The organism is Ignavibacterium sp., from assembly GCF_025998815.1.
In the GTDB taxonomy this organism is placed as follows: Bacteria; Bacteroidota; Ignavibacteria; order Ignavibacteriales; family Ignavibacteriaceae; genus Ignavibacterium.
Map to the genome: position 1 here is coordinate 826490 of NZ_AP026678.1, position 23692 is coordinate 850181.

Sequence of the window (23692 nt, forward strand, 5' to 3'; positions counted from 1 at the left end):
AAACTCTACTTGAACATTTCCAATGATTGAATTCCCTTAAAGTCAGGAATATGTTCTTTAACATATCTTTCAAGAAAAGAATTCCCTTCATCGATTGTTGTAACTTTCAATCCATTCAGAAATTTCTTGTTCTTTAGACAATAAAGAAATTTGAAAAGTTCCGACTCAATTTTTTCAAATCCAGAATGAGACTGAAGACATTCATTACAAATAAATCCCGTGGAAAAATTATACCCGATTGAAAATTCAGGTGTTAACTCTTTTCCACAAATCGAGCATTTATCAATCATAATTTCGTAACCTGTTTCAGTAATTAGAAACATAAAAAATCTTGCAAACAAAATTGATGGCGATTCTTTTTTATTTTCAAAATGCTCGAGTATTCTAACAAGACCCTTAAACAGACGTGAGTTTGATTCATTTTCAATCGTTAAGTTGCGAACAAGCTCAAGAACTGCAAAAGCATATTTTGTGGATTCAAGATCAGATTTAATATTCGGAAAGTGTGAAATCAAGTCTGCAGATGATACAATTTGAAGTTCTCTAGATTCTTTTTTATAGAATATTACTTCTATGTGATTTAATGTATCAACAATCAAAGCAAGTTTTGATTTTGGTGATCTTGCACCCTTTAAAATTGCAGGAACTTTTCCGTTATGGTCTGTATAAAGAGTTACAATTAAACTACTATCACTGTAGTTCATTTTTCCAAGAACTATTGCTTGTGTTTTTATTATCTCACTCATCTTATGAAGTTATATGGAAATGTAAACACACCTTCTTCGGTAATAATACCTCTGATAAGATGCGAAGGAGTTACATCAAATGCAGGACAAAAACATTGGTATGATTCTTTTCCTACCTGCTTATCACCAATAAACAAAAGTTCTTTACTATCTCTGAATTCAATGGCAATTTCAGCTCCGGTTGCGATTGTTCTGTCAATTGTAGTTGATGGAGCCGCAATATAGAATGGAATATTGTGATAATTACAAAGCACAGCGAGATTGTATGTCCCGATTTTATTTGCTGTATCTCCGTTTAATGCAATTCTGTCAGCACCGGTAATCACTAAATCTATTTTGCCTTCCTGCATTAAAACTGCTGCAGAAGAATCTGTTTGAACAGTAAATGGAATTTCATTCTTTTCTAATTCGAATGCAGTTAATCGCAATCCCTGAAGTAATGGTCTGGTTTCATCTACAAAAACATGATTTATTAATTGATGATCAAAAGCATTTTTTATAATTGCAAAAGCGGTTCCAAAACCGGCAGTTGCTAAAGCACCTGTGTTACAATGTGTAAGAACATTTGATCGCTTAAGGAAAATATTCAAACCATTTTTTGCAATCTTCTCAGAGAATTTTTCTTCATCAGAAAAAATTTTATGCGCAGTTAATAGTAGAGACTCATAAACATTACTATCATCCATACTGGAATAAACTTTTTCAATTTCTTTCAAAGCAAAAAATAAATTAACTGCAGTTGGTCTTGTGGTTGCAAGTCTGTTATAAACTTTATTAAAAAAATTATCATCCTTTTCATTTTTATTTTTGAAAGCCAAAGCACAAGCATAAGCTGCCGCTATTCCAATTAAAGGAGCTCCTCTTATTTCAAGGCGTTCAATTGCTTCTGCTATTCGGATGTAATCATCAGTTGAGATATAATTTTCCTGTAAAGGGAGTTTTGTCTGATCAATAAAAATCAGATGATCATCTTCGAACTTTAGCGGGAAGTAAGAATTATTCTTCATCAAACCTTGATAGATTCATAAATTGTCTGAAACGATCCTGAATTTGTAAGTATGATAATTCCTCTAATCCTTTCGTACTGAATTTTTCTACACAAAATGAAGCCATTGTGCTTCCATAAATAACAGCACGTTTTAAACTCTCTGATGATAAGTCTCTTGTTTTAAATAGATAACCAATAAAACCACCAGCAAAAGAATCTCCTGCTCCAGTTGGATCATAAATAGATTCCATTGGAAAAGCCGGCGCAGAAAAAATTGTCTCTTCTGTGAAAAGCAATGCACCGTGTTCACCTTTTTTGATAATCAGGATTTCTGGTCCCATTGCTCTTATCATTTTAGCAGCTCTAATAAGATTTGGTTCGTGGGCAAGAAGTCTTGCTTCAGAATCATTTATAATCAGGACATTCACTCTTGGTAACAACTCCAATAATTCTTTTTTCTTTCCCTCAATCCAGTAATTCATTGTATCGCAGACAACAAATTGCGGATTTTCCATCTGGTCCAAAACTTTTGATTGAAGCACAGGATCAATATTACCGAGACAAACAAATTTAGATTTTCGTGCACTATCCGGAATAACCGGATCAAATTTTTCAAATACATTTAATTCAGTATAAAGTGTATCTCTTACATTCAAATCATAATGATATTTCCCTGACCAGCGAAAAGTTTTTCCTCCTTCAACAATCTGCAGACCCTCGAGGTCGATGTTATGAGTGTTTAACATATCTATGTATTCTTTTGGAAAATCACTTCCCACAATTCCAACTAATCTTATTGGTCCACTGAAATAACTTGCAGCCAAAGAAATGTAAGTTGCTGAACCACCAAGTGCATTTTCAATTTTGTCAAAAGGTGTTGCAACTGTATCAAGACCGAGAGAGCCGACGACTAATAAACCCAATTTATTCTCCTGAAAAATTTAGAAATTATAATTTTAAAATAAGGTATTTAAATAATACTTAATAAATCGTTAAATCTTTATCTCAACAAAATTCAAAAAACTTTTTCTGTGAAAAAAATATTCAGTAATTAAATCTACTGACTTTCTTTGTCCTTCCCACGCCAGAAGATTTCGTGCCTCAACTGGTTTTAACCATTTGTATTCAACATGTTCAGTGCTGATTTTTATATGCGACTGATAATCTACTTTAGCGGCAAAAACCGGAATTAACGAAATGTATTCATCTTCAGGTGAATAGAAAGAATTTATGTTTGGTGCAATCCAGATTTTTTCCGGAATTAAACCGGTTTCCTCTTTTATTTCCCGCAACGCTGTTTGATAAGCTTTTTCATTATCTTTTATTTTACCGGAAACCATTTGCCAAAGATTTGGATAATATTGATATGGTGCTCGCTTCAAAAGCAGGAATTCTATCTCACCATCTTTTTCTCTGAATATATGTGCTTCAATAAGGTTTGAAATTACTTTCATATTAAAAAAATTTTTCTTTGTTTGATTAAGTGGATATTATTGATTAAAAAAATTGGTCTCTTAAATTTTTCCATTACTAAAAATATGCACGAGCTTCTGCACGCATTGTGTGAATAGGTTTAGAACTTCCCTGTAATCTTCCATCATAACTAATTGTAGTTTGAAGATTAGAAGAAAGTTTGTAATCAAAATTAACTCTCCAAAAATAATTCTTGCCAATCTGGTTTCCACCAGTTAATTCAAAAGGAATAAAATTCTGATTTGTATTTGCAAGAAGTTCGTTTCTCTCTAATTCTATTCGAAGTCTTCCGGTTCCGAGAAATGAAATATTCAATCTCACAGCTTGTCCATTTAAATCAATTATTGTTGGTTGAATTGGAAATGTATCTTCATTTCTTCCAACTCTGATTTTAAAACCAACTTCAACTGTTCTGACTGGTCTATAAGAAAAATCTGAGGTAACGAAATTACTATTTACTCTTCTTACTCTGTTTGAACTTTTTTGCGAAGTCAGATTATCATCGGAATTAACTAAATCGGTTTGATTACTAACTTCTTCAACCATTTTAAATTTTATGCGAAGACTTCTTTCTCTGAAATAACCTCTTTCAAAGCCACCACTGAATTCATTAAGATTTGTTCTTTGTAAATAACGAAATCTGAAGGAAAGGTCTTGTTCATTTTCAAAAAGGAAAAAATCCTGCTGCAATAAGTTTGAACCACGAATTGTTGTTGCTTCATTCTGAAATGTTGATAGACGAAGCAAATAGATATTTGAATATTTTGTGTCTTTACTGTTCTCTTCAATTCTCCACAATGTTTCTGTTGAAATTGCTTTTAAGACTGAAGAAAGAAAATTTCTTTCATTTGAGATTTTAGAAAAATTTGTTTTCCATCTTGTACTTGTCTTCAAATCAATTACAGGAAAAAGTTGATCAGTCGGAATTGTAACCTGTATATAATCACCATCAAAAGTTGTAGGTTCAAATTCATTCTCATCAGCTATTCCATTATTGTTTAAATCTCCAAGATATTTGTAATTACCTGTGCCTTGTTCAACCCGCACAAACACTTTCTGCAATCGTGCTGATTTCTGAGTTGATACTTCATAAAATAAATCTCCTTTCAGCATTGGGTCCCAAAAATTAAACTTTGACTGCGAACGAACTAAAATAGATTGATTATCAAGATAGCCAAGTTGTTTGAAGTCCTGTGTATAATTTTTATTTCTGATTGTAAGATTTAATGAAGAAGTAAACTCACGAAATCCTTTGTAGTTAATTTCAAATGAATTTGTTTTCGAAACAGATTCTTTCAGCATTAATCCGTTGATTGGGAAATAATCTTCACGGAATGAGTGCCTTGTGATAAAATTTAACCCTTCAAAATCAGATAGCTCGATAAAAGGAATAAATTCCAAATACTTCAAACTTCCGTTTAATAAGGAATCCTTTCCGCTTCGTTTATCATTTTTGTCTTCAGCCAGAAATTCAATTCCTGGTTTCAAATTCCAAAATTGGTAATATGCATTTCCACGATGTCTGAACCACTTTGAGTTTATTATCTGATTGGATGTGTTAACATAATCAAGATTATATTCAGCAGAATAGGATTTATTATCACTCAGATTTATCAGGTTGTTAAATCGCTTTGAAGAAAATGAATCTCCTTTGGATAAAAAACCAGCAGCGGAATTAACACGAAGTTCTTCAATCGGAATAAGAGTCAATCCAATTTCACGAAGACTTTCATTTTCTTTTTCATTAGCAGTTGAAGTGTTGTAGTATCTGTTGAATTCAACATCGTTAAATCTATCAAATGAAGTGAATTTTTTCTCGACAAATCTTTCACGATAACTTATTCCGGCTTTACCGAGATTGATATTACCAACTTCAATCTGTGAAGGTTTAAGTTTAAGAGAAAAATTTGCTGCATAACCAAAGTTATCATTTTCGTCCAAAGAGGAAAATCTGTTTTTATCGAACAAACTTCCTGCATAATCAAAATTGATATCCAGGTTCTCAAAAAGATTTGCTGAAAGCGTAACAGCTCCTAACTGTTTTAACTGAGGAACAGGAATAAAAGTGATTGGCAAATAACCTCCTCTGCCAATTCCTACAAATCTGTAAACGCCTAAACTTTCTCTCACATAATCTCCATTGCCTTCACCTACATAACTGAATGAAACATTATAAATTGCTAAAGTATCGCCCGCATTATAGACATAATACGAAAAAGTATTTCCGTTTATTATTGTATCAATCTTTGAATAAATACCTTTAATAATTCCAAGTGAATCAGGTTCAGCAATTCGTACTCCACTTTTTATTGCTTTATTTCTGTCATCGCCGGCTTGTGCAAGAATTTCTTTGTCTTGTTCAGTTAATGAAATATCAATTGGGGCATCCTGATTATCACCTTCTCTAAGATATTCAAATCCAAATTTTAGTTTGTTGTTAAAGAATGAAGATGAAACTCCTGCACCAAAAAAATTTCTTGAGTATTGTCTGTCTGTGTACTCAAAATCAACACTTATTCTACTTGCTGAGGTTATAAGTCTGTTTGGTGTAAAAGTTATTGTTGCATTTGAATATTCAATTGTATAATCATTGTTTTCGCCTCTTCTCATCTCAATTCCATCAAGGAAGACTTTTTCTGTTCCTGCAATAATTATAATATCTCTTTCATTATTTATTCCATTCAATCTGTATGGACCCTGAACACCATCTTGCCCATTAAAGTTGTTAGAATTGAATTTACCTCGTGAGCTTGCGATTGAAATGAATGCATTTGTGTTTTCATAAATAAATTCACCCATCAAACCCTGAAGTTTTCTATCAACAATTCCAAACTCACCAAATCTTTGTCTTAGTTGATAGTCTCCAAAAGTACCGATTGCATTTGGGTGTTTAACCTGAATAAAAACTTTATCAAGTTCTTCAAGCCGTTCAGTGTTTCCTTCTGGTTGAATTGGAGTATTCTCGTCTGTAAGTGCTGCAACAATTTCAATATCATCTGAGAGTTTACCTGAAAGTTGTAATCTTAAACCGCTGTTTAATGAGAAATCTTTTGTAGTTCCGACAGTAAATCCTCTTACAATTGTTCCGCTTTTCTGGATTCCACTTCCGAATATATTTTCAGGAGAAAATGGATTAGCTTCAGTTTTTACAATTTGTAATGTGTCTCCTGATTGTGAGTCATATTTCATTACGAGAGTTCTTCTTTTATATTCTTTTTTCAAACCCAGATTGTAAGCCAGATATGAAACAACAAGTGTGTCAAATATTGAATACGATATCGTATCCGAAAGCGTGAAAAAGCCCTCCTCATAAAAAAACTGATATTCGTTTGGCTGCAGAATTCTATCTTTGATTTTTATTATTTCTGTTCTGGGAACAATAGCGATTTGTGAAATGAAATATTTATTATCAAAGTTTATTCGGATTGAATCAGTAACCAGAAAATTATTTTGGAAAATCTGAGAATAAATTTCAGAGACTGAAAAAAGCGATAGCAGTAAAAATGTGAGTAATAAATTTCTTAGATTCAAAACAAGATTATTTTTTGTTTCAAACTAAGTTAAGAAGAAATTTTTAATCAAGTCTAATTCTTTGGATTACTATTTACCAACAATCAAACGAGTTCCGTGTCGCTTCGTTATGTAATACCAAATCCACTCAATCATTACACGAAAACGATTTCTGAAACCAATTAAAAAGAAGATGTGAACGATTGACCAGGCGAGCCACGCAATTACGCCGGATAATTTAAGACCTTTTATTTCAGCAACGGCTTTGGCTTTTCCTATTGTAGCCATTGTGCCTTTATCTTTATACTTAAATACAGGTCTCTTTTCAGGTGGAATTTCATTCTTAATTATTTCAGCAACAAATCTTCCCTGCTGAATTGCCACCTGAGCAACTCCAGGTAATACTTTACCATTTTCTTCTTCAAAATGTGCAGCATCACCAATTACAAATATTTCAGGATTACCGGGAATTGAACAATCCTTATTAACAATAACTCTTCCGGCACGATCAGTTTCAACATTAATAGAGCTTAATAGTGGTGATGCCTGATTACCTGCTGCCCAGATAATTGTATTGGATTTTATAAAACCTTGATTCGTTAATACTCCATCTTCTGAAATGTTTTCTACTTTTGTATTGAGTTTAACTTCAACTCCCATTTTTTCTAAATCTTCTTTGGCTTGTTCGGACAACTTCCTATCGAATGAAGGCAAAACTCTATCTGCAGCTTCAATCAAAATAACTTTAGTGTCTTCGGGTTTGAAATTTTTATAATCTTTAATCATTGTTTCTTTTGCTATTTCAGCAATTGCACCTGCAAGCTCTACACCAGTTGGTCCTCCTCCAACAATAACGAATGTCAGACATTTTTTCATCAACTCAGGATTAGTTTCTTTCTCAGCAAGTTCGAGTGCTTCAATAATTTTTTCACGAATTACCAAAGCATCAGTTAAAGTTTTTAATCCCGGAGCAATTTTTTCCCACTCATTCTTCCCGAAATAAGAATGCCTTGCACCGACTGCTACAATTAAATAGTCAAACTCTAATTGAGAATTCCTGAGTTTAACGATATGATTGTTTTTATCAATCGAGAGAACTTCATCAAGAATTACTTTGATATTCTTATAATCACTTAATAATGATCTGATTGGAACAGCAATATCAGATGGTGAAAGTGCTGCAGTTGCTACCTGATAAAGCAGCGGTTGAAACAAATGATGATTCGTTTTATCAATCAAAGTTATTTCAAAATCAGTTTTAGCTAAATTTTTTGCAGCGGTCAATCCGCCAAATCCTGCTCCAATAATTACGATTTTCTTTTTCATATTATTTTTATTTGCTTCCCACTCAAAAATAAGTTGAGCCAGTAACAGAATTTTTATTTCTTATCACAACCCTGACGCTAAGCACATTTTCTCTTTATTAGCATAAATAAAACATATTTGATAAATTTGAATTAGAAATTAGATTAGACTTCATAAAATTTCCTTTTAGCAAAAACAAATTAAATATTATGCAAAGTTCAAAGATTGATTTCTTAAGCAAGTATAACGAAATATTAAATCTTGCAATAAGCTCTTCAGCAGATTTCCCAAGTAAACTTTGTGAATTTCTTACAACCGAGTTTGAACTTGATGCTGCTGTTTTGTTTAAGGTAAATAATTCATCCGGGTTTGAAGCTATTGGAAAATCAACCGGTGTTAAGAAGTCAATCATAATTGGATCAACTCACGCTTGCGCAAATTGTCAGATATTAAACGGAAAAACTTTAGTTGATTCATTCAACCAACAAAACGATTGTGCAATTCACATCACTGACCATTTGATAAATGAAGGTTGTTTACTATTAAGTCTCGGCGATAATACCAAAGCTCTGTTAAAAATTGCGAAGAAAACTTCATTCACTAAAAGTGAAATTGATAACATTCAGATTATAGCAGAAAGTTTTAAAAATTTATTAAAGTTATGGATTCAAGGCAGAGGAAGTTTAAGTAACTCACTCAGCTTAATACTTTCTTCAATCTCTCAGGAACTCAGAACGCCTACAAACAGCATAATGGGATTTGCTTCTCTCCTGAATGAAGAGAATCTCTCACCTTCTCAATCTGAATATGTTTCTACTTTGAAAGATAACGCATTTGAATTACTATCAATCATCAATGATTTAATTGATATAAGTAAGCTCGAAAGCGGCTTAGTTAAATCAACAATGAACAGTGTTCGACTAAAAGATTTTATAAATGAATTGTTAACAATATTCAAAGACAAAATTGATAGTTCAAATGTTGAATTTATCACCGAGATAGATGAAGTAATTCCTGAAACTATTAAAGTTGATGCACAAAAACTCAGATACATTCTGCTTACATTTATAACTAATTCAATTCGTCTTACTGAAAAAGGAAAAATTACACTTTCAGTTACTGCTTCTTCAAATAAAAAAATTTCTTTCAGAATTTCTGATACAAGTACCGGACTTCCATCTAAAAAAGTTACTGAATTCTTTTATCCTTTCTCCCTCAACGAACTCTACAATTCGAAAGTTGGAAATATTACTGGCTTGAGCTTGACTCTTAGTAAAAAGTATATCGAGTTTTTAGGTGGAGATGTTATTATAACAAGTTCAATTGGGAAGGGCATCACTTATAATTTCTCAATCAATGCAGAACTTGCAACAACTTTAGAAGCTGGCTTTGCAGCAATTCCGAAACCAACTGATAAAAAGAATAAAGTTCTTGTTGTGGAGGATGATTATGCGACTTCAAAATTATTAAGCAATTACCTTACAAAATGGGGATATGAACCAATCATTGTAAATTCAGCTAAACAAGCGTTAAAGTTAATTGATCAGGAAAGTTTTCTTGCTGTTTTGATGGATATAATTCTACCCGATATGAATGGATTTGAATTTATGAAAATGGTCAGAGAGCATCCTAATTCAAAACACACTCCTGTGATAATTTGTTCTGTAGAAGCTGAACAGCAAAAAGCTTTTATGATGGGTGCGGTTGAGTATTTTGTTAAACCAATCAATTACAAATATCTTGTTGAAGTTCTTACTAGTTATAAACTAAAAAAAGATTCCAACATACTTGTTGTCGATGATGATATTCCTACGCTCAATTTGATTAAAGGAGCTGTTGAGCAAGCAGGTTTTAATGCAATAGCTGAGCATCAATCAAGTAAAGTTGCTAATATGATTGACAATATTGATCTTGATCTTGCTATAATAGATTTAGATATGCCTGTATTAAACGGATTTGAACTTATAAAGCAAATAAAATCTAAAAAGCAATTTGCAAAGCTTCCAATCATTATTTACACGGGAAAAGATTCATATCAGGAAGATCTTAAAAAGATTGATGGACTCTTTACTGAATTACTTCATAAGAGCAGTACAAACATTGAGAATCTTGCAGACACTGTTGCAGCAATGATAAACCGATACGATGAACCAGCCGCACCAGAAGCAATTAAAGATAAAACTGATACTGTTAAAATTCTTTTAGTCGAAGACTATAAACATTCTCAAATAATTGTAACAAGACTTTTGAAGAAAAATAATTTTGATTCCATTGTAGTAGTTGAAAATGGTCTTCAAGCACTCGAAGCAGTGAAACAGCAAAAATACGATTTAATTTTGATGGATATGCAAATGCCTGTAATGAACGGCTTTGAAGCAACTCAAAAAATTAGAGAGCTTGATGATTATCGTGATACACCAATTATAGCTCTAACTGCTTTTGCAATGAAAGGCGATCGTGAAAAATGTCTTGAAGCAGGTGCAACTGATTATATTCCTAAACCAATTGATTCCCAGGAATTTATTGATAAGGTTAAATACTACACAGAAAAGAATGTACCTAAAACCTAAGCTTCTCAAATTTCTACATAAACTTTTAGCAGAGAAAAATTTAAGATGATTAATCCACAAGTTCGTGTTCGTTTTGCGCCGAGTCCTACTGGTTATTTGCATGTTGGTGGACTTCGCACTGCATTGTATAATTATTTATTTGCCAGAAAGAACAACGGAAAATTTGTTCTTCGTATTGAGGACACAGACCGCAACAGATATGTTGAAGGTGCTGTTGAGAATTTAATTTCTGCTCTGCATTGGGCAGGATTACAATATGATGAAGGACCTGATATTGGTGGACCATTTGGACCATATATGCAATCTCAAAGATTGGAGATTTATCAAAAGTATGCGCAGGAATTGATATCCCAGGGTAAGGCATATTATTGTTTTTGTTCTCCGGAAAGACTGGAAGCATTAAGAGAAGAACAACAGAAACAAAAACTTCCGCAAGCCAAGTATGACAAACATTGTCTTAATTTAACCAAATCTGAAATTGAAGAAAATCTTGCGAAAGGAGTTGCAAAAGTAGTTAGATTGAATGTCGAGCCAAACCAAAAAATAGAATTTGACGATGTTATCCGCGAACATGTTGAATTCGATAGCAACAATGTTGATGATCAGGTCTTAATTAAGAGTGATGGTTATCCGACTTATCATCTTGCCAATGTTGTTGATGATCATCTTATGCAGATAACTCATGTTATCCGTGGTGAAGAATGGTTATCCTCTACTCCAAAGCATGTTTTACTTTATGATGCTTTTGGTTGGGAAAGACCTGTATTTGCTCACTTGCCTTTATTACTAAATCCGGATAGAAGCAAATTAAGCAAACGCCAGGGAGATGTTGCTGTTGAAGATTATCGGAATAAAGGATACCTGAAAGAAGCTTTAATTAACTTTGTTGCATTACTCGGTTGGAATGCAGGTGATGATAAAGAATTTTATTACATAGATGAGTTAATTGAAAAATTTTCTCTTGAAAGAGTCAATAAAGCTGGAGCAGTTTTCGATTTACAAAAATTAAACTGGCTAAATGCGGAACATCTTCGAAAAAAATCTAATGAAGAAATCCTTTATTTACTCAAGAAGGAACTAAGCAATTCTGAATATAAAGATCATTTAATATCTGATGAAAAATTAATTCAGATAATAGAAGCAATGAAAGAAAGAGTGACTTTTGTTAAGGAGTTTATCTATAACTGCAGATATTTTTATGAAGCACCAAAGGAGTATGAACAAAAATCAATTGAAAAGAATTGGAAAGAAGATACTCCTCAACAACTATTAAAACTTAAAGAAGAATTTGAAAAGCTAACAAATCCATCAAAGGAAGATTTTGAACAAGCATTGAACAAAGTTTCTGTAGAATTAAATATCGGGAAAGGAAAACTAATTCACCCGTTACGACTTGCAGTTTCCGGTCAAAGCACAGGACCGGGAATGTATGATTTACTTTTTATTCTTGGTAAAGATGAAGTGATTAAGAGAATAGATTCAGCAATAAAAAATATAAAACCAATCAAAGAATAACTTTCATTGCTTTAATCGATTCATTTGTCAGATATGAAATAGAAATCCCAAGTGCAAAGCTGAATAATGTCCCGATTAGAATATATTCCACGAAGAGCTTATCATTTTCACTTTTAATCTCGGCATATCTCAAAATTGATTTTGCAGTAATAAGAAATCCGATTATGGCTGGAACATTCATCAATACTGAAATAAGAATTATAAACCTCTCGAGGTAACCAATTATCCTACCGGTCTGAGGTAGACTATCGCTGTTTGCATCTGTTTTAAATATTTTTACCTGAAGAGCCTTAATTAAATAGCTAATCACAATTCCATTGAATTTAGTCACAATAATTACTGAAGTAATAAGTACAAGAACTAAGTAATAGTTATCACCAAAATTAATTTCCCAAAAGAAATTAACAGCATTATCTAAGAAGAGGTTTGCATTTATTGAAATGAATATAATAGCCAATAAATGTGCTAATTGATCAGATAAAAAGATCCAAATATTATCTTTTTTAATTTTTAGTTTGATCAAATCAATTGAAGAATGAGTAATTAAAATAACAATTGGGATGAGATAATTATCAAACAGACCTAAAAATAAATAGCTAACGCCTGTAACAAAAAATATATGCTTTATAAAAACTTTTACTTTATTCTTTTGATTTACATCCGAATCAGTTTGCAAAACAAAATCACTTAAAAAATGTGCAGCTACCAACGGAACGATAATTTTAATTTGCAGGACATCCAAATCTTTATCCTCGTAATGATTATTATTTTTTTGATTAAACCTTTCAAAGGTTAATACAAGCTTATAAGCTTGTACTATACATATACAAGCTTAAAAGCTTGTATTTTACTTTCAGTTTAGTTTCTCAATAGTGTTTTGAAAGTAAGAGATATTCTTTAATATTACTGACCAGCCAGCTGAGTCAAGCTGTTGGGAAACAGCTTGCTGAGTAACCTTAATCTTCTTGGCAATTTGTAGTTGATTATAGCCTTTCAGGGATAAAAGAATAACTTCGCATTGTCTTACAGTCCACCGTGATGAAACAAAATCAGAGTTCTCAACAAGTAAATCCAATAATTCTGATATTTCTTTTTCGTTATAAATAAATTTCAACCTGCGTTTCCCTTTAATATCAATAGCTTCACCAGATGTTTTATATGCTTCTCCAACACCAAAAGATCTTTTTACAAAATCAATTGTGCCAAGTGATATTGCCATTCGTGAATCAATCGAATTAATTTTCATATTTGCCCGAATATATGCACGATAATAAAGAACTATAGCCAATGCCAACTCTGGCTTCTTCAAAACTATTTGCCAGCTATCACCTCGAAAATATTCTGGTGCATATTGAAGTGCTGATGGAAACACTTTTTTGATTTCATTTGCACACTTCTTAATAACTTCAATTAGTTTTTTATGTTTAGTAAGTGAAAGGTTTGAAGATTTAACTATGTCTGCAGTAATTACTGAGTATAGTTTTGTTTTTGTTTCAGCTTTTTTCATGAATTATTTTTTATTTATGCTTTTTGCCCAGGTATCTTTTAATGTAACTGTTCTATTAAAAACCAGTTTATCCTTAGTTGTATATTTTGAATCAACACAGAAATAGCCAATTCTTTCAAATTGAAATTTATCACCTGCTTTGGAATTAAGAACAAAGGGCTCAAGCTTGGCATCAGTTATTATTTCTAATGAGTTAGGATTGATAAATTCCTTAAAGTCCTTTTCTTTATCAGATGAAGGATCTTCAACGGTGAAAAGTCTATCGTATAATCTGACTTCACAGTTTACTGCATCTTTAGCAGAAACCCAATGAATAGTACCTTTAACTTTTTTATCACTTTTACCACTTCCACTTTTGGTATCAGGATCATAAGTACATCTCAGTTCAACAATTTCTCCTTCATCATTCTTTATAACCTCTTCACATTTAATTATGTAAGCGTATCTCAATCTAACCTCACCACCTGGAATTAATCTGTGATAACCTTTGGGTGGATTTTCCATAAAGTCAGATTGCTCTATGTATATTTCTTTTCTGAATGGAATTTTTCTGCTGCCCATTGAAGGGTCTTCAGGATTATTTATCGCATCAAGCTCTTCGACTAAATCATCAGGATAATTTGTGATTACAACTTTTAGTGGTTTTAATACTCCCATCACTCTTTGAGCTTTCTTATTCAGATCTTCTCTAATTGCATACTCAAGTAAAGCAATATCTGTAAGAGCATCTCGTTTAGCAACTCCTATTATCTCCGCAAAATTCCATATAGCTTCTGGGGTATAACCTCTTCTTCTATAACCAGAGATAGTTGGCATTCTCGGATCATCCCATCCATCTACAATTCCGGATTGAACCAATTCAAGCAATTTTCTCTTACTCATAACAGTATAGCTCAGATTTAACCGTGCAAATTCAATTTGCTGAGGATGATAAATGCCAAGTTCATCTAAAAACCAATCATAAAGAGGACGATGAATTTCAAATTCAAGTGTGCAAATTGAATGAGTAATTCCCTCAATCGAATCCTCTAAACCGTGAGCCCAATCGTAAGTTGGATAGATGCACCACTTATCTCCAGTACGATGATGAGATGCATGTAAAATTCTGTACATCACAGGATCACGTAATAGCATATTCGGTGAGGACATATCTATTTTAGCTCTAAGAACTTTTTCACCTTCTTTAAATTCTCCTTTTCTCATTCTTTCAAACAAGTCAAGGTTTTCTTCCACTGTCCTATTTCGAAATGGACTTTCTTTTCCAGGTTCATTTATAGTACCGCGATATTCCTTCATTAAATCAGGATCAAGATCATCAACATAAGCTTTACCTTTTTTAATAAGTTGCACAGCATATTCGTACATCTGATCAAAATAATCTGAAGCATAAAATATTCTGTCTTCAAAATCAGCACCGAGCCATTTCACATCTTCTATAATAGAATCGACATATTCCTGTTCCTCCTTGGTGGGATTAGTATCATCAAATCGTAAGTTAAATTTTCCATTAAAATCTCTGGCGATTCCGTAATTCAGGCAAATCGATTTAGCGTGACCAATGTGAAGATATCCATTTGGTTCAGGGGGAAATCGTGTATGAACTCTTCCTCCCCATTTATCGGTTCGAATGTCTTCTTCAATAATTTCGTAAATAAAATTTTTTGGTTTTTCTTTGCTGGTATTTTGTTGCTGATTCATAATCTTTCTTATTCCATTATTCGAGGCACAAAAATAAAGATTATGAAACTCAAATCGAAGGAGATTGAGAATTGAAGAAAGAGTTTAATTGAACTAAAGTGATTAAACTCTTCCTGTAAACTTATAGATGTTCATCAATTGGATCAGATATTCAATTTTTTCCCGATCAAAAAGATTAGGAATTTTTTTAACGCTTTTGTAAACGCGTGTAATTCCTGAGACTCTTCCAAATTGATCTATCAATTGATGGACAATATTTCCCTGTTCGTCAATTTCATATTGACCATCAAAACCGATGTAAGTTTTGCTCATAAAATTTTCCTTAGTTAAAAGTTAATTCTTCCGGTTTATCAGTTGGTTCAATGTAATCGATTTCTGGAATATTGAACTCTTCCATCAAATCTTCGAGTTCTTCTTCTTCCAATTCCTGATATTCATCCCAATCTTTAAGGATGAAGGTATCAAATTTTTCTTGCTGAACTTTTTTTCTTTTGTAATTTTTTTTCATAATTCCTCCGTGCTTTGTTTTTATTTTACAATGATAGTGCCAATCGATTTTATGCTTTGTTTTATTTTATTTATATCAATCATTTCATTTTGAGAAATAAAATTTTATTGAATCATTCTTGATTATCCCTGAAAAATAAATTGCTAAAACTCTCTTACTTTTTTATAATTGCAGTGCAAAAATTCATCTTTAATGAATTATCGCAACAAGGACGAAATATTTTAGTTTTAGTAAAGACACTTCTGTATCACGTAGATTGGATAAATATCATCACCCAGTCAAACGGTGTTAAACTAAAAAATATTGGTTCTTTCTTGTCCGAGTGGCGGAATTGGTAGACCTGTCTGCCGACAGGCAGGCGCGCTGGACTTAAAACTTTTTACTGTTCTTTAAGCCGAAGTAGCGGAATTGGTAGACCTGTCTGCCGACAGGCAGGCGCGCTGGACTCAAAAGTTTTATTGTTCTTTAAGCCGAAGTGGCGGAATTGGTAGACCTGTCTGCCGACAGGCAGGCGCGCTTGGACTCAAAAGTTTTATTGTTCTTTAAGCCGAAGTGGCGGAATTGGTAGACCTGTCTGCCGACAGGCAGGCGCGCTGGACTCAAAACTTTTTATTGTTCTTAGAGCCGAAGTGGCGGAATTGGTAGACCTGTCTGCCGACAGGCAGGCGCGCTTGGACTCAAAAGTTTTATTGTTCTTTAAGCCGAAGTGGCGGAATTGGTAGACCTGTCTGCCGACAGGCAGGCGCGCTGGACTTAAAACTTTTTACTGTTCTTTAAGCCGAAGTAGCGGAATTGGTAGACCTGTCTGCCGACAGGCAGGCGCGCTGGACTCAAAACTTTTTAATGTTCTTTAAGCCGAAGTGGCGGAATTGGTAGACCTGTCTGCCGACAGGCAGGCGCGCTTGGACTCAAAAGTTTTATTGTTCTTTAAGCCGAAGTGGCGGAATTGGTAGACCTGTCTGCCGACAGGCAGGCGCGCTTGGACTCAAAAGTTTTATTGTTCTTTAAGCCGAAGTGGCGGAATTGGTAGACGCGCTGGACTCAAAATCCAGTGGGGCTCACACCTCGTGCCGGTTCGAGTCCGGCCTTCGGTACAAACAAAAGCCGAGTGATTATCAGCTCGGCTTTAAATTTATAAATCCGATGAATAAGAAAAATTTACTATCGATAATTACAATTTCCATCGCTATAGGATTGATTTATAACTTTCTTAATCCTAACGGCATTCCTTTTATCCGGGAAGAAAGAATTCTTGAATTTGTAGAAGAGGACTCTTTATCGACTAGTAATGATAGCATCAATCTTGTTATTATTGATTCAACTAGTATTAAATCCTCCACTGAAAATTCAGTGAAAACTGAAGTGATAGATCAAAAAGAAATTCAATCTCTACCAACTGAGTTTACGAAGCCACTTGCTATTAAGATTGATAAAGCGTATCAGCTGTACAAACAAGGAGTTAAGTTTATTGACGCCAGAATGTCTGAAGAGTACAACGAAGGTCACATAACAGGAGCAATCAACATTCCGTTTGATGGTGATGAAAGTTACAGAGATATTCTTAAGACAATCAGTAAAGATGAAATTCTTGTTACATATTGCAGTGGTACAGAATGTGACCTGAGCATTTTACTTGGTGATGAATTGTTTGAAAAGGGTTACAAGAAAGTATATATTTTCTTTGGCGGTTGGAATGATTGGCTTGAGAAAGGTTATCCAATATCAAAAGGCGGACAATGAAAAAGATTTTTTCAAATCAATACTTTCTTCTGTTTGGTCGAATTATTATTGCGATAGTTTTTATTTATGCTGGTGCAGAAAAGATTACTGATCCAAAGGGATTTTCGCAAGCAATATATAATTACAAACTTCTTCCAATTCAAATTATCAATTTTTTAGCTATTACTTTACCGTGGTTAGAAATTATAAGTGGGATTTTACTTTTGTTTGGAATTTCCGTTAAGGAAAATGCATCAATAATTGCAAGTCTTTTGTTTGTTTTTATAGTAGCAGTTGCCTTAAGCTTAATTCGCGGACTGGATATTGACTGCGGATGTTTCGGTAAAGGAAATCCAGTTGGATGGAAAAAACTTGGAGAAAATACATTGATGTTAATTATTTGTATTGCTTTGATGGCTTTTGATTCTAAGATATTAACACTAAATTCAAAAAAATCTGATTAAGATTTTTTCCTTACAGACTTCATTGCATCGCGCAAAACCCCCAAAGATCTTTGACTTAATAAATCAATCTTTATAAGGCCTAAATCTTCAATAGAATACATATCTGGTTGGGTAATTATCAAACCAAGACCTTTATTTTTTGCATATTCAAGAGCACAATAGTCAGTAACTTTCGTAGGTGTGATTACAATTCCACCTGGATGAATACTCAGATGTCTTGGATAATTTGCAATTCTTGTAGCAAGATTTATAATTGTCTTCCACGGTTCCCTACTAAAATCAAGCGATTTTGACTCAGGAAATAATGCTGAAATATTTGGAAGATTCTTTGCATTAGTCCAGGGTATTTTTCTACTGTAATTAGAGATTTCACTTTCAGAAATTCCAAATGCTTTAGCAGTTTCCCGAAATGCAGATCTTGCTCTAAAAGTAACATGAGTAGAAATCATTGCTACATTTTGATAACCATATTTTTCAAATACATATTTTATAATTTCATCTCTTTCTTTCCAGGAAAAATCAATATCAACATCTGGTGGGCTGCTTCTGGCACGATTAAGAAATCGTTCAAAAAAAAGATTGTTACTGATAGGTTCTATTTGGGTTAAATCCAAACAATAAGCAACCATACTATTAGCCGCTGAACCTCTTCCAATATATAACATACCTCTTCGTTTTGCCTCCTGAACTATATCCCAAACAATCAGAAAGTAATCAATAAAATTTAATGAGGAAATTACATCAATCTCATATTGCAATCTGTCTTTATGAGCTTGTGTTGGCTTTGAATATTTTCTTTCAAAACCTTCATAAACAATTTTATAAAAAAATGTATAAGCATCTGGATATGCATTTGGGAACGAAGGAAAATTAAATTTTCCTTGATCAAGTTCAACATTACATTGATTGGAAATAAATTCAGTTGATTGAAAGAACTCAGCACTATCAATTAAGTTAGATGAGATTTCATCCGGATGTTTGAAATAATATTCTTCATCTAACAATTCATCCTCACTTATATTTTCAATGGTTGTATTTTCATCTATAGCTCTAAGTAATTTATGAACGATGAAATCATCCTTAGATAGAAAATAAATCGGATTACTTAGGACAACCTTAATACCTTTTTGTTTTGAATACTCAATTAGTAATTTAGTTTTAGCTCGTTGCTTTTTTGTAAGAATTGCTTCACCATAAAATGTATTTGCAGGATTGATATTGTCTAATAAGTCGATATTAGGAGAGATTATTATCAAGTTAGGATATATTTTTTTTACAGTACTATCCAAATCAAATTTTTCATTCAACTTGCGGGAAGTTATTATCGAACATAAATCTTTATAACCGTCTTTATTTTTTGCTAAAAATATTGCATAACGATTTTTTGAATGAATATCAGTTATTAAAGAACCAAGAATTGGTTTGATATTCAATTCTTTGGCTTTCTTATGAAACTCTACAAGACCATACATTCCATTCGTATCAGTAAGAGCTAATGCACTTAAATTATAGTTCTTAGCCCCATTAACAATATCTTCAATTGAACTTGCACCTGTTAAAAGTGAATAGTAGGAGTGTGTATTTAAGGGAATCATAATTGTAACTCTGAATCTTCAGAAACAATTATAAATATCTCAGAGCTTTTGAAGCAATGTCTTTTCGGTAATAAATGTTTTTAAAGTTAATTTTTTTTATTGCCTCATAAGCTTTATTGCGGGCTTCAAGCAGATTATTACTTTTCAGTACTGAAGTAATTCCGAGTACTCTTCCTCCATTTGTCAAAATTTTACCTTCTTTTTCAGTTGTTCCAGCGTGGTAAATAATTATTTGCGGATCGTCTATATCCAGACCAGTAATTTCAAACCCTTTCTCGAATTTATCAGGATAACCCTCTGACGCGACCACAACGCAAACTGAACAACCGCCTGAATATCTGACAGCATCCATATCAAGTTTACCAGTAGCAGCTGAAAATAAAAGTTTTAAGACATCGCCCTCCAATAAAGGTAAAACGACCTGAGTTTCGGGATCTCCAAAACGACAATTAAATTCTACAACTTTGGGTCCTTCTTTGGTAATCATTAAACCAGCATACAAACATCCTATAAATGGATGGCCTTCCTTTTTAAGTTGTTTAATAATTGGTCGAAAAATTTTATGCTGAACTTCATCTTCTAACTCTTTTGAGATTAACGGAGTCGGAGCATAAGCACCCATACCGCCTGTATTCTTTCCGGTATCGTTTTCACCTATTCTTTTATGATCCTGAGCAGCTGGTAATGCTATAAAATCTTCTCCATCAGTTATGGCAAAAATTGAAGCTTCTTCTCCACTCATAAATTCTTCTATTAAATACTTTTGTCCTGCTTCACCAAATATTTTATCTACAGAAAATTCTTTAATAGTATTTATGGCTTCATCTAATTTTTCACAAATAATAACACCTTTACCTGCTGCAAGCCCGTCGGCTTTAATTACAACAGGAAATTTACAATCATTTAAGTAATCAATTGCAGAATTAAATTCATTTGAATTGAATTCTCTGTAAGATGCTGTTGGAACACTTGATTTATTCATAAGAGATTTAGCAAACGATTTACTTGATTCAATCTTTGCTGCATAAGAGGAAGGTCCAAAAACATTTATATTCTCAACTCTTAAATAATCTGAAAGCCCATCAACCAAAGGTTGCTCAGGTCCGATTACCACTAAATCAATTTTATTTTCTTTACAAAATTGTAATATTTTCTCAAAATCATTTATTCCGATTTGAATATTCGTAGCTATCTTCTTTGTGCCAGGATTTCCAGGTAAACAGAACAGTCTATCCAGTAAGTTACTTTTGGATATTGATAGAGCTAAAGCGTGTTCTCTACCTCCTGAGCCAACAATTGCTACATTCATTATTAAACTTTTATTTTTGATTGAAATATTTTAATCAGTGATTCTGTAAGGACATCTCTTTGATATTTCCGGATAATTTCTTCAGATGGTTTAGGTAACTGATTATTTTTATATAAGTCATAAATCCTGTAAAGATTTTCTTTGATCTCCGAAACATCATCTGGCTTACAGATAAAAGATGCTCCATATTCTTGTAATGCATGTTTTGCGGCACCTTCAGGAACACAACCAAATATTGGTTTAGCCGAACCAATATATTCGTAGATTTTACCAGGAAGGATTGCGTCGATATTTTTTCTGTAATCAATCATAAACCAAAGAACATCTGCAGACATAATCTTTCGAACAGAGGTAAGATGATCAACATAACCATGATCAACAACAAATTCTTCTAACTTAAGTTTTTTTATTAACTTAACATTTTCTTTTCTTAAATAACCTACAAAGTGTAATTCAATATTTTGTGCGATATCAGGTCTTTCAATAGATAATTCCTTAAAAGCTTTTAACAAGTATTTTGGTGTTCCATATCCAATAAAAATTCCCGAAAACATAATTACTAACTTATTTTTTGGCTTCGGAAATGGCTTCGCTAATTGAAAATCTTCCGGATCAAATCCATGTGGAATAATACTGATATCATCAAATGTTAAGAATGGATAATTTTTTATCAAGAACTCTTTTATTTTTCGATTTGTTACAATTACAGCATCTGCATTTTTTAATGAAAGATATTCTTTCCTTTTATTAAGAATTTTATGAAAAGGAGTGATATAAACAGAAAAATAACTGTTATACCATAAATCTCTATAATCTATGATGATAGGAACATCAAATTTAGTTCTAAGTTTGGATATTTTTTCAAATGCTGAAAATGGTGGGCAACTAATAAAAATTGCATCAAAATTTTCATTTGTCAGAATTTCTTCGGCTTTAATGGCTGCAGAATTTGACCATGAGATTTTATTATCGGGAATGAAAATAGTTTGAGAAATTATGTCAAATATTTTTCGAAATACTTCTCTTGGAGGTTTAAGGTTTCCCAATTTTGATAATATTGAGTTAGGTTCTTTACCTGAAACTCTTATGACTATAATATTTAATGAATTCAGTTCTTCTAATAATGAATAATCATAAGCATAATAGGCAATTTTATCAGTAGTTATGACTGTTGGTTCCCAGTTGTATTTTAACATGTATTTAACGAACTTGAATGTCCTCTGAACTCCACTCAAACCCAAAGGAGGAAAATAATAAGCTATTACCAGAACTTTAAATTTTCTATCATTCATTAAAATTATTTCTTTAAACTGTAATTTGGTGCTTCTTGAGTAATAATTATATCGTGAGGATGGCTTTCCCGTAATCCTGCTAATGTAATTTTAATGAACCTGCCTTTCTTTTTAAGAGTTGTTATGTCTCTCGTACCACAATAACCCATAGCAGCGCGTAGTCCACCTATAATCTGATAAATCGTATCACTAAGCGGACCTTTGTAAGGAACTCTCCCCTCAACACCTTCAGGTACTAATTTTGCAATGTCGTCTTCAGCATCTTGAAAATATCTATCTTTACTTCCCTGTTTCATTGCTCCTAAAGATCCCATTCCTCTATATAATTTGAAGCTACGCCCCTCATAAAGAATTTTTTCACCCGGACTTTCGTCAACACCAGCAAAGAGGCCTCCAATCATTACAGAATCAGCACCAGCTACTATTGCTTTTGGAACATCACCTGTATGACGAATTCCGCCATCGGCAATTATTGGAATTCCTTTTTTAGATGCGGCTCTGTGTGCTTCTGATATAGCAGTTATTTGAGGAATGCCGACTCCTGCTACAACTCTAGTCGTGCAAATTGATCCAGGTCCAATACCAACTTTGATTGCGTCAACCCCAAGATTAATTAGATCCAGGGCTCCTTCATAAGTTCCTATATTTCCAGCAATTATCTGCTCATATTTAAATTTTCTTCTAATTTCTTTAATTGTATGTAAAACACCCTCGGAATGACCGTGTGCGGTATCTATAACAATGACATCTGCGCCAGAATTAAAAAGCTCCTGAACTCTTTCTATTGTATCATATGTAATTCCAACAGCTGCTCCAACTCTAAGTCTTCCCAAATCATCTTTGCAAGCATTGGGATGTTTCTTCTTCTTGAGAATATCTTTAAATGTTATAAGTCCGCGTAACTTACCATTTTTATCAACAACTGGTAATTTTTCAATTTTATATTTCTGAAGAATTTTTTCAGCTTTTTCCAATGTTGTTCCAATAGGAGCAGTTATTAAATTTTCCTTAGTCATTAATTCTGATACAGGTAGAGAATGATTAGGTTCAAACCTCAGATCTCTGTTTGTAAGAATTCCTACTAATTTCCCCTTATTATCAACCACAGGTATTCCGGAAATACTATATTTCTTCATTAACTGAAGTGCTTCTCCTATCGTTTTATCCGGAGTTAATGTAATTGGATCTTGGATCATCCCACTTTCAGACCTTTTAACCTTATCCACTTCTTCGCATTGTTTTTCAATAGTCATATTCTTATGCAGAATACCAATTCCACCTTCCCTAGCCATTGCAATCGCCATTTCGGATTCCGTAACAGTGTCCATCGCGGCAGATATAAGAGGAATATTTAATTTAATCTCTCCGGTCAGATAAGTGGAAACATCTACTTCTCTTGGTAATACTTTAGATCTTGATGGGATTAAAAGCACATCATCGAAAGTTAATCCTTCAGTCAATAATTTTTTATCTAACATTGTTCACCTCTAAAA

At 33.0% G+C, this 23692-nt stretch carries 19 protein-coding genes and 1 tRNA gene; 5 read left to right on the top strand and 15 right to left on the bottom strand.

The features are described 5' to 3' along the window. Nucleotides 1-5: 5 nt before the first annotated feature. The 6 genes from recO to Q0X14_RS03575 all read right to left on the bottom strand — a co-directional run bounded on the left by recO (nucleotide 6) and on the right by Q0X14_RS03575 (nucleotide 8043). Nucleotides 6-746 carry a DNA repair protein RecO gene (gene recO, locus Q0X14_RS03550; RefSeq protein ID WP_297842513.1) on the bottom strand — a complete coding sequence of 247 codons (741 nt, stop codon included), beginning with the start codon at nucleotides 744-746 and terminating at the stop codon, nucleotides 6-8. Beyond that, on the bottom strand, nucleotides 743-1753 hold the full coding sequence (gene mtnA, locus Q0X14_RS03555) for an S-methyl-5-thioribose-1-phosphate isomerase (RefSeq protein ID WP_297842516.1): 1011 nt from the start codon (nucleotides 1751-1753) through the stop codon (nucleotides 743-745). The genes recO and mtnA overlap by 4 nt, the downstream gene beginning before the upstream one ends. Further along, a complete protein-coding gene (locus Q0X14_RS03560; RefSeq protein ID WP_297842520.1) occupies nucleotides 1743-2657 on the bottom strand; it encodes a PfkB family carbohydrate kinase in 915 nt (304 codons plus the stop codon). The genes mtnA and Q0X14_RS03560 overlap by 11 nt, the downstream gene beginning before the upstream one ends. Nucleotides 2658-2726: 69 nt before the next feature. Further along, nucleotides 2727-3188, bottom strand: coding sequence for an NUDIX pyrophosphatase (locus Q0X14_RS03565; RefSeq protein ID WP_297842522.1), 462 nt, complete (start codon nucleotides 3186-3188; stop codon nucleotides 2727-2729). Between the two features lie 76 nt (nucleotides 3189-3264). After that, nucleotides 3265-6738: a hypothetical protein gene (locus tag Q0X14_RS03570; RefSeq protein WP_297842525.1), complete on the bottom strand. Its 3474-nt coding sequence runs from the start codon at nucleotides 6736-6738 to the stop codon at nucleotides 3265-3267. A 69-nt stretch (nucleotides 6739-6807) separates the two neighbouring features. Continuing rightward, nucleotides 6808-8043, bottom strand: coding sequence for an NAD(P)/FAD-dependent oxidoreductase (locus Q0X14_RS03575; RefSeq protein WP_297842528.1), 1236 nt, complete (start codon nucleotides 8041-8043; stop codon nucleotides 6808-6810). A gap of 188 nt (nucleotides 8044-8231) precedes the next feature. On the opposite strand from Q0X14_RS03575, the gene Q0X14_RS03580 reads away from it, so the two are divergent. Continuing rightward, entirely contained in the window at nucleotides 8232-10592 is a 2361-nt protein-coding gene (locus tag Q0X14_RS03580; RefSeq protein ID WP_297842531.1) for a response regulator, read from the top strand. Between the two features lie 45 nt (nucleotides 10593-10637). After that, nucleotides 10638-12107, top strand: a complete 1470-nt coding sequence (gene gltX, locus Q0X14_RS03585) for a glutamate--tRNA ligase (protein ID WP_297842534.1) — start codon at nucleotides 10638-10640, stop codon at nucleotides 12105-12107. On the opposite strand, the gene Q0X14_RS03590 is transcribed toward gltX, so the two are convergent. The 5 genes from Q0X14_RS03590 to Q0X14_RS03610 all read right to left on the bottom strand — a co-directional run bounded on the left by Q0X14_RS03590 (nucleotide 12097) and on the right by Q0X14_RS03610 (nucleotide 15820). Then, nucleotides 12097-12849, bottom strand: a complete 753-nt coding sequence (locus Q0X14_RS03590; protein WP_297842537.1) for a DUF3307 domain-containing protein — start codon at nucleotides 12847-12849, stop codon at nucleotides 12097-12099. The two genes, gltX and Q0X14_RS03590, sit on opposite strands and share 11 nt — an antisense overlap. 111 nt (nucleotides 12850-12960) lie before the next feature. Next, nucleotides 12961-13614 (bottom strand): SatD family protein, encoded by a 654-nt coding sequence (locus Q0X14_RS03595; RefSeq protein ID WP_297842540.1) that lies wholly within the window; start codon nucleotides 13612-13614, stop codon nucleotides 12961-12963. 3 nt (nucleotides 13615-13617) lie between these two features. Further along, nucleotides 13618-15312 (bottom strand): glutamine--tRNA ligase/YqeY domain fusion protein, encoded by a 1695-nt coding sequence (locus Q0X14_RS03600; protein ID WP_297842543.1) that lies wholly within the window; start codon nucleotides 15310-15312, stop codon nucleotides 13618-13620. A gap of 102 nt (nucleotides 15313-15414) precedes the next feature. Next, the gene (locus Q0X14_RS03605) at nucleotides 15415-15624 is read right to left on the bottom strand and encodes a hypothetical protein (RefSeq protein WP_297842546.1); all 210 of its coding nucleotides are present in this window, start codon (nucleotides 15622-15624) and stop codon (nucleotides 15415-15417) included. A 10-nt stretch (nucleotides 15625-15634) separates the two neighbouring features. Then, a complete protein-coding gene (locus Q0X14_RS03610) occupies nucleotides 15635-15820 on the bottom strand; it encodes a hypothetical protein (protein WP_297842549.1) in 186 nt (61 codons plus the stop codon). A gap of 1008 nt (nucleotides 15821-16828) precedes the next feature. Here Q0X14_RS03610 and Q0X14_RS03615 point away from each other — a divergent pair. From Q0X14_RS03615 to Q0X14_RS03625, 3 genes are all read left to right on the top strand, one after another. Continuing rightward, nucleotides 16829-16914, top strand: a tRNA-Leu gene (locus Q0X14_RS03615). A gap of 49 nt (nucleotides 16915-16963) precedes the next feature. Further along, on the top strand, nucleotides 16964-17560 hold the full coding sequence (locus Q0X14_RS03620) for a rhodanese-like domain-containing protein (protein ID WP_297842551.1): 597 nt from the start codon (nucleotides 16964-16966) through the stop codon (nucleotides 17558-17560). Then, nucleotides 17557-18003, top strand: a complete 447-nt coding sequence (locus tag Q0X14_RS03625; protein ID WP_297842556.1) for a MauE/DoxX family redox-associated membrane protein — start codon at nucleotides 17557-17559, stop codon at nucleotides 18001-18003. The genes Q0X14_RS03620 and Q0X14_RS03625 overlap by 4 nt, the downstream gene beginning before the upstream one ends. On the opposite strand, the gene Q0X14_RS03630 is transcribed toward Q0X14_RS03625, so the two are convergent. Genes Q0X14_RS03630 through guaB form a run of 4 tightly spaced genes read right to left on the bottom strand, consistent with a single transcriptional unit; the run spans nucleotide 18000 to nucleotide 23677 of the window. Further along, nucleotides 18000-19598 carry a PHP domain-containing protein gene (locus tag Q0X14_RS03630; protein ID WP_297842559.1) on the bottom strand — a complete coding sequence of 533 codons (1599 nt, stop codon included), beginning with the start codon at nucleotides 19596-19598 and terminating at the stop codon, nucleotides 18000-18002. The genes Q0X14_RS03625 and Q0X14_RS03630 overlap by 4 nt on opposite strands. A gap of 28 nt (nucleotides 19599-19626) precedes the next feature. Then, entirely contained in the window at nucleotides 19627-20907 is a 1281-nt protein-coding gene (gene purD / locus Q0X14_RS03635) for a phosphoribosylamine--glycine ligase (RefSeq protein WP_297842561.1), read from the bottom strand. A 2-nt stretch (nucleotides 20908-20909) separates the two neighbouring features. Beyond that, a complete protein-coding gene (locus Q0X14_RS03640; RefSeq protein ID WP_297842563.1) occupies nucleotides 20910-22199 on the bottom strand; it encodes a glycosyltransferase in 1290 nt (429 codons plus the stop codon). A 5-nt stretch (nucleotides 22200-22204) separates the two neighbouring features. After that, nucleotides 22205-23677 carry an IMP dehydrogenase gene (guaB, locus tag Q0X14_RS03645; RefSeq protein WP_297842565.1) on the bottom strand — a complete coding sequence of 491 codons (1473 nt, stop codon included), beginning with the start codon at nucleotides 23675-23677 and terminating at the stop codon, nucleotides 22205-22207. Nucleotides 23678-23692: the final 15 nt, after the last annotated feature.

What these genes read in the sequence shown, in the direction of transcription:
- recO (WP_297842513.1), bottom strand. Translation starts at nt 746, where the DNA reads ATGAGTGAGATAATAAAAACACAAGCAATAGTTCTTGGAAAAATGAAC.
- mtnA (WP_297842516.1), bottom strand. Translation starts at nt 1,753, where the DNA reads ATGAAGAATAATTCTTACTTCCCGCTAAAGTTCGAAGATGATCATCTG.
- Q0X14_RS03565 (WP_297842522.1), bottom strand. Translation starts at nt 3,188, where the DNA reads ATGAAAGTAATTTCAAACCTTATTGAAGCACATATATTCAGAGAAAAA.
- Q0X14_RS03575 (WP_297842528.1), bottom strand. Translation starts at nt 8,043, where the DNA reads ATGAAAAAGAAAATCGTAATTATTGGAGCAGGATTTGGCGGATTGACC.
- Q0X14_RS03580 (WP_297842531.1), top strand. Translation starts at nt 8,232, where the DNA reads ATGCAAAGTTCAAAGATTGATTTCTTAAGCAAGTATAACGAAATATTA.
- gltX (WP_297842534.1), top strand. Translation starts at nt 10,638, where the DNA reads ATGATTAATCCACAAGTTCGTGTTCGTTTTGCGCCGAGTCCTACTGGT.
- Q0X14_RS03595 (WP_297842540.1), bottom strand. Translation starts at nt 13,614, where the DNA reads ATGAAAAAAGCTGAAACAAAAACAAAACTATACTCAGTAATTACTGCA.
- Q0X14_RS03600 (WP_297842543.1), bottom strand. Translation starts at nt 15,312, where the DNA reads ATGAATCAGCAACAAAATACCAGCAAAGAAAAACCAAAAAATTTTATT.
- Q0X14_RS03605 (WP_297842546.1), bottom strand. Translation starts at nt 15,624, where the DNA reads ATGAGCAAAACTTACATCGGTTTTGATGGTCAATATGAAATTGACGAA.
- Q0X14_RS03610 (WP_297842549.1), bottom strand. Translation starts at nt 15,820, where the DNA reads ATGAAAAAAAATTACAAAAGAAAAAAAGTTCAGCAAGAAAAATTTGAT.
- Q0X14_RS03620 (WP_297842551.1), top strand. Translation starts at nt 16,964, where the DNA reads ATGAATAAGAAAAATTTACTATCGATAATTACAATTTCCATCGCTATA.
- Q0X14_RS03625 (WP_297842556.1), top strand. Translation starts at nt 17,557, where the DNA reads ATGAAAAAGATTTTTTCAAATCAATACTTTCTTCTGTTTGGTCGAATT.
- Q0X14_RS03630 (WP_297842559.1), bottom strand. Translation starts at nt 19,598, where the DNA reads ATGATTCCCTTAAATACACACTCCTACTATTCACTTTTAACAGGTGCA.
- purD (WP_297842561.1), bottom strand. Translation starts at nt 20,907, where the DNA reads ATGAATGTAGCAATTGTTGGCTCAGGAGGTAGAGAACACGCTTTAGCT.
- Q0X14_RS03640 (WP_297842563.1), bottom strand. Translation starts at nt 22,199, where the DNA reads ATGAATGATAGAAAATTTAAAGTTCTGGTAATAGCTTATTATTTTCCT.
- guaB (WP_297842565.1), bottom strand. Translation starts at nt 23,677, where the DNA reads ATGTTAGATAAAAAATTATTGACTGAAGGATTAACTTTCGATGATGTG.